The sequence below is a fragment of the Acinetobacter sp. 2JN-4 genome (genome assembly GCF_003687745.1).
GTDB classification, from domain to species: Bacteria; Pseudomonadota; Gammaproteobacteria; order Pseudomonadales; family Moraxellaceae; genus Acinetobacter; species Acinetobacter halotolerans.
The window spans coordinates 137,018-148,200 of the sequence record NZ_RDNY01000010.1 but is presented as its reverse complement, the minus strand read 5'-3'; the positions used below and the strand labels follow the sequence as shown (position 1 = coordinate 148,200).

Annotated in this window: 10 protein-coding genes; 8 read left to right on the top strand and 2 right to left on the bottom strand. The window is 40.8% G+C overall.

Features of this window, described 5'->3' with window-relative positions; translation table 11 throughout:
• Positions 1–299: 299 nt before the first annotated feature.
• The 6 genes from EAH57_RS13900 to EAH57_RS13875 all read left to right on the top strand — a co-directional run bounded on the left by EAH57_RS13900 (position 300) and on the right by EAH57_RS13875 (position 4,874).
• A complete protein-coding gene (locus EAH57_RS13900) occupies positions 300–1,181 on the top strand; it encodes a VacJ family lipoprotein (RefSeq protein ID WP_121930569.1) in 882 nt (293 codons plus the stop codon).
• 131 nt (positions 1,182–1,312) lie between these two features.
• Positions 1,313–2,281 (top strand): RsbU family protein phosphatase GigA, encoded by a 969-nt coding sequence (gigA, locus tag EAH57_RS13895; protein WP_004672565.1) that lies wholly within the window; start codon positions 1,313–1,315, stop codon positions 2,279–2,281.
• A gap of 102 nt (positions 2,282–2,383) precedes the next feature.
• Positions 2,384–2,905 (top strand): anti-anti-sigma factor GigB, encoded by a 522-nt coding sequence (gigB, locus tag EAH57_RS13890; protein ID WP_004672564.1) that lies wholly within the window; start codon positions 2,384–2,386, stop codon positions 2,903–2,905.
• Between the two features lie 25 nt (positions 2,906–2,930).
• Positions 2,931–3,755: a carbon-nitrogen hydrolase family protein gene (locus EAH57_RS13885; protein ID WP_121930568.1), complete on the top strand. Its 825-nt coding sequence runs from the start codon at positions 2,931–2,933 to the stop codon at positions 3,753–3,755.
• 203 nt (positions 3,756–3,958) lie between these two features.
• Positions 3,959–4,321: a DUF4951 domain-containing protein gene (locus EAH57_RS13880; RefSeq protein ID WP_121930567.1), complete on the top strand. Its 363-nt coding sequence runs from the start codon at positions 3,959–3,961 to the stop codon at positions 4,319–4,321.
• Positions 4,322–4,439: 118 nt separating this feature from the next.
• Positions 4,440–4,874, top strand: coding sequence for an organic hydroperoxide resistance protein (locus EAH57_RS13875; protein ID WP_005198385.1), 435 nt, complete (start codon positions 4,440–4,442; stop codon positions 4,872–4,874).
• Positions 4,875–4,933: 59 nt separating this feature from the next.
• Here EAH57_RS13875 and gspE read toward each other — a convergent pair whose 3' ends face one another.
• Positions 4,934–6,424, bottom strand: coding sequence for a type II secretion system ATPase GspE (gspE, locus tag EAH57_RS13870; RefSeq protein ID WP_034595181.1), 1,491 nt, complete (start codon positions 6,422–6,424; stop codon positions 4,934–4,936).
• Between the two features lie 93 nt (positions 6,425–6,517).
• Here gspE and EAH57_RS13865 point away from each other — a divergent pair, with 93 nt between their 5' ends.
• Both EAH57_RS13865 and EAH57_RS13860 read left to right on the top strand, forming a co-directional pair.
• Positions 6,518–7,336, top strand: coding sequence for a hypothetical protein (locus tag EAH57_RS13865; RefSeq protein WP_121930566.1), 819 nt, complete (start codon positions 6,518–6,520; stop codon positions 7,334–7,336).
• A 9-nt stretch (positions 7,337–7,345) separates the two neighbouring features.
• Positions 7,346–8,263 (top strand): mechanosensitive ion channel family protein, encoded by a 918-nt coding sequence (locus EAH57_RS13860; protein ID WP_121930565.1) that lies wholly within the window; start codon positions 7,346–7,348, stop codon positions 8,261–8,263.
• Here EAH57_RS13860 and EAH57_RS13855 read toward each other — a convergent pair whose 3' ends face one another.
• The gene (locus EAH57_RS13855) at positions 8,264–11,119 is read right to left on the bottom strand and encodes a DUF2339 domain-containing protein (RefSeq protein ID WP_121930564.1); all 2,856 of its coding nucleotides are present in this window, start codon (positions 11,117–11,119) and stop codon (positions 8,264–8,266) included.
• Between the last annotated feature and the right edge of the window lie 64 nt (positions 11,120–11,183).

The following is an 11,183-nucleotide window of genomic DNA, read 5'->3' as shown; positions in this document are numbered from 1 at the left end:
TAAACACAAGATTTAAATCTTTCAATCCAAATCCTTGTTTCTCAACAAGTTTTTATCCGCATCACCGCCGATGGATGTGCATTCTACAGCATTTCTAATCACACACAACCCCTTTTTTTAATTTATTTATTTAAGTGGATATTTTTAGATCAATTTCACATTTCTTCTTATATTTTGTCAGTGAATTTGCTTTAATAATAGATGAGTACTTTAACTGTATTCTGCTTAATATGTTTTGTGCTAAATAGTACAATCATTTTTATGACCGTATTTCGCTCAGACCGCGATTAAGGATTAATATGCATTACTCCAATTTTATCTTGCTTGGGTTGTTAACTGCTGGAGCATGCTCATCCGTATTTGCTCAAGAGACACTTAATGAAGCAGCAACCGATAGCAATTCAACTGTAAGCTCAAATGAACATAAGACATCAACAATACAAGCAATAAAAGATTTAAAACATCTCACTAAAAATGATTTAAAAGTCAATGCAAATGCTGCCCAGCCAGATGAGATGAAAGACCCATTACAACCATTAAATCGTCAGATTTTCCTTTTTAACGATGCATTAGACCGCAACCTATTGAAACCAGTAGCAATACAGTATGTTGCTAAAGTTCCTGTAGAGGTTCGTAGCCCTTATCGTCAGTTTCGTAAGAATCTAGGCGAACCTTGGAATGCTGTGAATCAAGTGATTCAAGGTCGACCTAGCCGTGCAGCAAAAACCTTAGGCCGTTTTACCGTGAATACACTCACAACCTTAGGCTTTGCTGATCCTGCTCGTCGTTTAGGATTATCAACAGAAGAAGAGAATTTCGGGGTAACTTTAGGTTATTACGGCGTTCCTTCAGGTCCATATGTCATGCTACCGTTCTTTGGTCCGAGTACTTTCCGAGACGGTGTTGGTATGGCTGCAGATAGTTTTGGTCGCCCACAGAAATATCTACTTGACGATCAAGATGGTATTTATTGGTCAACAAATCTATTACAAGTTGTTGATACCCGTTCACAAATTCTTGAAGTTGAAGAGAGCTTAAAAGGTGATAGATATTCGATGATTCGTGACTTTTATTTGCAACGTAAGGCTTTCCAAATTGCAGAGAAACGTGGTGATGCAAATGACATTTCCTTTATCAACGATGCAGATGATAATGATGAATCATTTTCGGACGAAGAATAGTTAAATTAAAATAATGCCTTACAAACTTATGTGTCGCTAGCGAATTTAAACGCTAGCAACACTATGTTTTAGGTTATCTTTCATCTATGATGAATTAAAAAGTGATCATACAAAGGATTGGCAATACATCAATGTATTTCATTCAACCTACACGCTCCATACCTTACTTAGATCAAGCTTTAACTGAGTTACCGACTCTCCAAATCATTCAAGTAAATGATTTGGACTTGTATGATCAAACAATTATTGCGATTGCTGATGTACAAGATTTCTTAAAATATCAATGGAAACTCCCAACCATTGTGCTTGCATTTGAACATGAAGGCGCTGCACTTGCTCAAGCTTGGGAAATGGGTGCATTAGCAGGTTGGATGTGGGATAACCTACCCAAGAATCCAATACATGCTTTATTTAAAATTGATGCGCAATACAAGCGAAATCAAGACAGCCGCGATCTTCCCTCTGCGGCAGAGTTACAGCAACGTCTTTTACCAAATCCAATTCAATTACCAAACTATCAATTCGAATCTTTTTTCCAACCATCTGCCTATTTATCTGGGGATTGGTACGATTACTGGCGATTAAATGATGAAGAGGTCTTATTTTATCTAGCTGATGTTTCAGGGCATGGTGTCACCAGTAGTTTATTGACGTCATGGATGGCGGCTTTTCATGGTCGATCAAAAACGCCAAGTCAACTGATTCAGAAACTCAATGCCATGTTGATGCAAGAAAATATAGAAAAGCATATTACGATGGTAGCAGGGATTCTAAATCTAGTAACAAACGAGGTTCGCTGGTCGAGCGCAGGACACTATCCTCCTCCTATTATTTTCGAACCAAACCAACCACCACAAATTCTATCGACCAGTAGTTTTCCCTTAGGGCTCACAGAAGAACTGGAAGTTGAAGAACACCACTGTATACTCAATCGCCAAGCACGGTTCATTTTATGTTCTGATGGCGCGCTTGAGCCTTTCGATGGTGGATTGAATGATCAGTTTAATCAATTGGTCGAACATCTACAGAATAACTCCTTCCGAGCACCAGAACATGTCGCCGATGACATTGCCATTCTAAGTTTATGCCGAATGAATTAATCTTAAAATCAATATCTTAACTAGTTCACAGTATCCAAGCCCTTGTGTCTGGAATATCACTATGGGATAATTTTATATCCTTTCTCTGAAAATGGCATTTATATGTCAACAGGTCATGTTGAATATGCAAGTTTGAACGGAACGCATATTTTCAAGCTTATTGGCGAAGTGCGTGCTCACTCTTGTATAAGTCTAGACAAACTCCTCAACAGAATTGAACAACAACAGAACGTTGTTGGTGCAATTGTTGATCTTACCCAAGCCACTTTTATTGACAGTACCGTCTTAGGAATACTGGCAAAATTAGGCTTAAAACTTAAGCAAGCGCATCACATACAAGCCGTAATGCTTTCAACCAATGCCGATATTACGACCTTAGCCAACAGCATGGGGCTAGCACAAGTGTTTGTAATTTTGGATTATTGTGGTGACCCAAATGTATGTACGCTAGAGCTTACCGAAGAACATATCACGCATAGTGCTATGCTTAATACTGTGCTCGATGCACATAAAACCCTCATGCGCTTGAATGAAAATAACCAGAATATGTTTGAGCCTCTGGTTAAACAATTGCAAAAAGAACAAGATTGCTTAAGTATCGATGTACAAAAACAAAATGTTTGATCACTAAATTAATTGTGACTGGCTTATGACCTTACTTTCAGTTGTACAAATGAACTCCCAAGATGACATTGAAGCTAACTTCCTTGTCATTGAATCATTGATCCAACAAAGTAAGGCACAAGCCGCTAAACTGATTGTCTTCCCTGAAAATTTTGTCTGCTTTGCTGCTGGTAAACAACGTGAAACTGCTGAACAATTTGAAAGCATTCAACAACGCTTAGAGCAGCTTGCTCATCGCTATCAAATTTGGATTGTTGCAGGCACTCTCCCTTGCCCTTTTCGCCCTGATGGTTCAATCGTTCCCGACGGTCGCGTTCGGACTGTGAGTCTATGTATTAGTCCCGAAGGTACAGAAGCGCGCTACGACAAAATTCATTTATTTGATGTTCAGGTTGGAGATCGCGTTGGGGGCTATCAAGAATCAACATTCTTTGAACCAGGCAATGAGGTTGTTGTAGCAAAAACTCCATTTGGCAATATTGGCTTAATGGTCTGTTATGATTTACGTTTCCCTGAGCTTGCTTTAACTTTACGTCAGCAAGGAGCAAATATCTTAACTGCTCCCGCAGCGTTTACTTACATCACAGGTCAATTACACTGGCAATTATTGTTGCAAGTACGTGCAATGGATAGTCAATGTTATGTTTTGGGTGCAGCACAACAAGGCTGGCATGGTCAGCAGCGTCAAACTTGGGGACATGCGGGTATCACCGACAGCCGTGGTCAACTGGTGCAAATGCTCAATACAGAAGGTCATGCTTTAATTAGCACTACTTTTGATCTCGCTGAACAAGAGAAGGTCCGACTTGCAATGCCGTTGATGCAACATCGCCAACTCATCCATTATTAGAAATATATTTCCTACTTTAAATATCTAAATCAATTAAACCTTTATTTCTTGGCATAAGCTGACTGTTCTGATCAATTTTAGCGATGCGAGCGTGCTGAAATCATGATTTAATACAAATTATTGAACTCTGTAGAACAAAGCAAAATGCTTTTATTCTATGAGTGAAATAATATTGTCAACTAATTCTTATTAAGCCTTTGTTCATGTTTAGATTTATTACCATATTGTTTTTTCTAGGGGCACTTACTCCACTACATGCAGCAGCAGTAGAGGAAAATCCTGATGTATCAACCAACACACAGAATAACTTATCTACCCCCCAAAACTTATCTCTCAATGCTTTTGGTCAATGGATTATTGGTTGGGGAACGGGGGCGGAAGGTGCAAGACAACGCTTAGACTATATTCAACGTGAAGATGTTGCGATCATCAAACAAAAAGGGACAACCTTGGAAATGATCAGGGCATGGCAGCTGTATTATGAACAAGAAGCTCACAATAATTTAAGTAACCCCACCGCTCGTTATAGAGCACGATTAATGAAAAGAATTGCTGAACTTTGGTAAACGCAATCTACAACAATCAGTACTTAATATTCAAAATTGAACAACTTTTACTTACTTGTTTTTTCATTCATATAGCGTACGATCTAATGCTATTCAATAATATTCAGGAATAATAATCATGTCTTTAGAAAAAGTGGTTTATAGCGCAAAAGCGAAAGCAACAGGTGGTCGTGATGGCCGTGCAACTTCTTCTGATGGTGTCTTAGACGTTCAATTAGGTGTGCCAAAAGAAATGGGCGGTGCTGGTGGTGCTGTCACCAATCCAGAGCAACTTTTTGCCGCAGGTTATTCTGCATGCTTCTTAGGGGCAATGAAGTTTGTTGCGAATCGCGATAAGTTCAATATAAGTAAAGATGCTTATGTTGAAGGTGAAGTTGGGATCGGCCCTATTCCGAATGGATTTGGTATTGAAGTGACTTTAAATGTCTATCTCATAGGAATGGAGGAAGCAGAGGCACAGCAACTGGTTGATGCTGCTCACATTGTCTGTCCATACTCGAATGCAACACGCAATAACATTGATGTGAATTTTAATATCGTGACTGCTGAATAATATTCCTGATTAAAAAAAACAGCATGAATTCATGCTGTTTTTTTCGTGCCCCTAATTGCCTACCCTTCAGCAGCTTCATTGGTGACACGCAGTACTTCTTCTAAAGTGGTTTTCCCAGCCAAAACTTTTCTTAAACCGTCATCACGGATTGAACCCGATTGTTTACGAACATAGGTTTCCAACTCATATTCAGCAGCATTGCCATGAATCAGGCGGCGCATCGATTCATCAACAGGTACAATTTCATAAATGGCCGTTCGTCCACTAAACCCAACGTGTGAACAATGCTCACAACCCTGCGGTTCAGGTAACTCCATTTGATGATTGACATCGAGGTGTTTGAAAAGCTGTTGTTCAAAATCATCTGCTCTACGCCATGTCACACAATGTGGACATAAAGTACGAACCAAACGTTGTGCAATCACGCCAATCAGAGAGCTTGCAAGTAAAAAAGGCTCAATCCCCATGTCTTTTAAACGAGTGACTGCACCAATTGCAGTATTGGTGTGTAGCGTTGATAAAACCAAATGACCCGTCAATGAAGCTTGAACCGCAATTTCAGCCGTTTCAAGATCTCGAATCTCACCGACCATGACCACATCAGGGTCCTGACGCAGCATGGCTTTAAGCGCTCGTGCAAAGGTCATATCAACTTTGGTATTGACCTGAGTTTGACCAATCCCTTCGAGTTGATATTCAATCGGATCTTCCGCAGTCAAAATATTACGCGTGTGATCATTCAAATCAGAGAGTGCCGCATACAGTGTGGTGGTTTTACCCGAACCCGTTGGCCCAGTCACAAGGATAATGCCATGTGGACGATGTACCAATTGAGTTAAACGTGCGTAATCACCTTGCATCAAGCCTAAATGGGTCATATTTAAACGCCCAGCTTGCTTATCCAGCAAACGCATCACCACGCGTTCACCATGTGATGATGGCAATGTCGATACACGCACATCAACTTCGCGCCCAGCTAAGCGCAAGGAAATACGACCGTCTTGAGGAATTCGCTTTTCTGCAATATCAAGTTTAGCCATGACTTTGATACGTGAAACTAACAACGGCGCTAACTCACGACGCGGCTGTACGATTTCACGCAGTTGACCATCCACACGCAAACGTACAGACAGCTTCTTCTCAAAGGCTTCAATATGAATATCTGACGCACTGACACGGATTGCTTCAGACAGCAAGGCATTGATAAGCCGTACAATAGGCGCATCATCTTCCTGATCCATCAAGTCTTCCGCTTCAGGAACTTGATCCGCAAGGCTCAACAAATCGGGATGATCTTCTAAACCTGCCGCAACTTGTTGAGACTCACCTGTGTCGCCAGCATAGCTTGAACTGAGTAAAGCATGAAATTCTTGCTCGGTACAAAGTTGATCATGAGCCGACTTCCCCAAAATTCGACGTGCTTCCTGCAAAGCAATACGCGCCGTTTCCTTGCGTCGTACAATAAAAACTTGATCGCCTTCATAACGGAACAAAACGCCATGCCGTTTGGCAAAACTATATGGAATTTGTATTTGTTTAAGTATTTGCATCACACAAATAATGATAAAAGAAAGCATTGAGTGTACTCTAAGCTGGTTACAGCGTGAAGTCTCTTTAGCATCCTCACAAAGGAATTTTGCATCTTGTCTCAAAATAATCTATATGAAACGCCTCATTCAGAAACTTTGAAGTGGTGGGGCGAACAAAAATTTGAAATTCAACAAGCCAAAGCTTGGCAATTCGGTTCATTACTCTTCCGTCTCACACGCGGAATTAAAGAGTGGCGATTGGAATACCATCGTCCGCACTATCAGAACGATTATGAACAACAATGGCGAATTCTAACGGATACTGAATTTGCAATGCCACAACCTGCAAAAATTGAACGCTACATGCTTCATAAAACCAATGAGACGTTTCATTTGATGCCACGTCTAGCCGATCGTTCAGTGGTCATTAAACCCGTAGATCCTATTTATATCCCAGCAGGTCAACGGGGAACACTCTATATCAGCACCCCCCTATGGATTGCTGGTTTGGCTGACGGATTGGCAGAGCCTTTGTTTGACATTCCTGTGATTCAACCCAAAGACACGTGGTTCGGAAAAAATCCTCAACATGGGGAAATTTGCTACGCCACTTCTGTCGATGGTCGCACGGAGTTAAATCTTTTAACACCACGTGCTTTTCGAGCAGTCACCCCCATCGAATTTCAAAACAACAGCCTACACCAACTCCGTTTTGATCGTATGAATGTCCCTGTTCCTGCCCTTCCCCTATTTTATAGCGAAGGCACTGGCCGACTATGGACCTCTAAGATCAAGGTTTATTATGATGGTGCTGAACAAGCACGAATTCGCATCGAGAATAGAACGCCAAATCAAGCAGGAGAAGTGACCTATATTCACCCTCCACGCTCACCCAATAGTACTTTTTTGAATATGTTTGACTCGTTTTTTTAAGAGGTTGCTATGCCAGATTCCAATATTCCGAAAGATGTTGCAAGCAATCTCACCAGCATTTTTACCAATATTAATTTTGCGCGACTCAGTGAAATTGTAGTCGCGATTATTTTGTGTTTTATTGGTTTTATCATCGCAAGATTATTATCCAATACCTTTATCCGAACTATTGGCAACCGACTCAATGCACATCAACGCCTTTTGTGGCGCAGAGGGATTTTCTATTTCATTTTCTTACTGTTCATTATGACCAGTCTAAGAGAAGCAGGATTTAAACTCAGCGTGTTTTTAGGCGCGGCAGGTATTCTCACCGTCGCACTGGGTTTTGCCTCACAAACCTCTGCATCCAATTTAATTAGTGGTTTGTTTCTGATCGGTGAAGGTTCTTTTGAAGTCGGTGATACCATTCAAATCACCTTGATTCGAGGACATACCATTGAAGGTGAAGTTATTTCGATTGACCTTCTTTCAGTCAAACTACTCACCCTAGATAATGTTTATATTCGTCTGCCAAACGAGCAAATGATCCGTGCGCCCGTCATGAACTTATCTAAATATCCAATACGACGAATTCCGATTACCTTAGCGATTAATTTCCATGAAGATATCATTAAAGTCAGACATGTCTTACTTGATGTTGCTTCAAAATATCCTTTTGTGATGGATGATCCCAAACCTGCCGTAACAGTGACTGCTTTTAAAGAATCATCAATCGAAATTTTATTTGCGGTCTGGTGTCGTCAAGAAAACTATATTCAAGTTCGTGATGAAATGCAGGAACGTGTTCGTAATGGTTTCTTGGAAAATGAAATTGAAATTCCAGTACCAAAAATGGGTTTAATTGATCGACCTGCATCATTGGAAGATGATGAAGTCGATCAATATACGCATCAGAAAGAGCTCAAAAAAGAACAGAAAGAGAAATAATCAACGCTGTTTCTCAGACTCGCCAATCGCAGGTGGCAAAGGTGCAAGATATGCAATCACTAACATGATGGCACCAGACCCGATAAATGAAATCACACGGGTCAATGTGCCACTTTGCGATAGGTCCAGTAATAATAATTTAGCCACCACGATCCCTAACAACGCAGCGCCCACAAACCAAATTTGACGAATATGACGACGACTAGAAAAAGTCATTAATACAAAAGCCAAAATCACCCACAATAAGGTCAAGCTCAGTTGTACATCACCGTTTCGCCAAATTGCCCCACCCCATAACGGCGTATCTAAATAGTGATGCATGGCACGAACCACCACACTACTCAAGACCAATAAACCAATTAAAATGGTTGTAACTTTAAAGCCCCATTCAATCGATCGTTCTGCACTGAAATCATGATGATAAATGATCCAAATTATGCCAATGAACATCAACAAAGACAGAATGTCAGTCAAATTTAACAGCGGTATCACATAGTATTGCTCAGCAGAATAAGGATCTAGACTGACTAGCAGCAACCAAAACAAAGTTAAACCCCAAACTGGGAGCTGATGCAGCAATTGGGTCTGCTTCGATGTAAACAACCAAATACTATAGATCGCTGGGATAAGTGCTAAAGCAATCACTGGCATGCTCGGGAAAATAGCTAAACCAATACTCGCCAAGCTCAGCCAAAGCAAAGTTGACCACACCAGCAGATAAGTTTTGGATGCTAAAGGCTTTAACACCACAAGCAACACGGTTAAACCAATTGAAGCAATCAAAAAGCTCACTTGACTTAAATAACTTGACCAATGCCCTAACGAATAGACATTTTCAGCCAAACTTGCGCTATAGAGTAAAAATAATAGTCCGCCCAACAAGGTGAGCTGTAAATGCTGCCATTGCAATTTTGATTTCAAATACACTGCAACACTAAATATTGCTAGCAATATGACAGCAATAGCTAAGTAAGGACTTAATCTATGTTGCTGCCATTGCATCAACTCGACACCCGCGATCGCACCCGCGTACATGCCTAATGCGATAAAAATCCCACTCAACATGCGTGAACTAAAATACTTTTCGACTTGTTGATAATGTAATAAATAGAATGCCGAGATAAATTGAGCTAAGGCATAAATGACGGTACTGAGGACGGGGAAATGGTCATTGGACCAAACTTGGAACATCAGTGCAATTGAACTGAATAAAACCAATGCTACCCCAATGTAACGACTCAGACGATAACGTTCTGTCACCCCCCACACAATCAATGCCGTTCCTTGAATCACCCAACCGGTTGAGGTCCAATGTGCACCTTTAGCAAGCGGGAAAATCAGCGCGATAAAGACCACAGCAAGGATAAAAAAGCTTTTAGCCAAGATCGATAATTGAGGATGCTGACGTTTAATCCAGATATTTAAAACGATATAAACAACCGCCAATGCAACTGCACCCCAAGTCAATGCTGAGGTTGAGTTATGCATCAAATATGCATGTAAAGAAAAACCGAGCACAGGCACACTGAAAATAAGCCCAACATCCAAAATTGGCTGTAAACGCTGTGCTTTAGGCGCTGTTTCTTCTTGCAGATTTTGCGCGCGTAACATCAATTGACTATAACGAATACTCAGCCAAATAAATAAGGCGATATGCAACCAAAGAATAAAATCAAGCGTTGTGTATTGTTGATGATCTGCATAAATAGCAATGACCGCCCCACCAATAAACATGGTCACAAAAAAGGCAATTTGGTGCAGGATCTTCCAAGGTTGAATAAAATTCACCGCTGCAACTGCTAAGTTAATTATGAAATAATAACCAAACAAGAAAATGACATCAGGATGGTTTTGCGGAATAAGTAATGGCGCAAGATAGGCCATGGTCAACGCAAGGATGGCCAAATACAGGGCTTGTTGTTTGAGGCTGAGATAGACGGTTGCCAATAATAAAATCACAAAAAGGATACTGGCAGTGGTCAAACTGGCAATCACTGCAAAATGATGCGAGAAAATAAGTGTTAAAAAGACAATCGCTAAACCTAAACCTTGTAAAGCCACTGCAAATAGCTGATTTTTCTTTTGTAGCAAATAGCCTGCAACGGTCGTGATCCCACCTGCACTGGCAATAAAACCAAGTTTAACACTGAGACTCAACTGCCAATGTTCACTGGCAAAACGCAACAACAACACCACACCGACCATTAAAATCGCAACCGCGACACGTAAAATCGGATTGCCATGGACCATCCAATCAAATGCAGGTTGCCACCATGCAGCATCTTTAGCTTCAGAAGCAGGGATTATCGGTAGCGGGTTTTGAGTATTAGTTTGTTGACTTGGACTTGATCCAGTATTGGCTTGCATCCAAGCAGGATGTTGTAGCTCAGACACTGGGAAAGCAGCGGTTGTCGTCGAAGACTGTGATGGTTCTATATCTTGAGAAAAATCTGTAGATTCAGCTTTCGGTGCAGCAATTGAAGACTGTTCTAAATGCAGCAATCTGGTTTGAAATGCACTGATGGTTTGAATCAAACACAGCATCAGCACCAATAAAGCACCACCTGCCAGCCACATCCACGTATTAGCATAAGCAAATAATGCAACCAATGCCGCGCTATAAATCAGTACCCGCTGTATCCCAATTCCAGCGGATTGATCCGAAAAACCCGAACGGGCTTGTTCCAACTGACATAAGCGTTGATGAATTTCAGAAAGGATGTGCACAATAACAACGGTTAATCCCACAGTGGCAGCAACAATGGTTCCGTGCCATTTAAATGCAATGGCACAAGCCAACAACACAGTCAAAGCAATTAAAACAATGACGATTCCCTGTTTGTCTTTTTTATACATAGACTTATATCAATAAAACAGCTTCATTGAGGTTATCTTACTTGATCACTAGATAAGCAGCTAT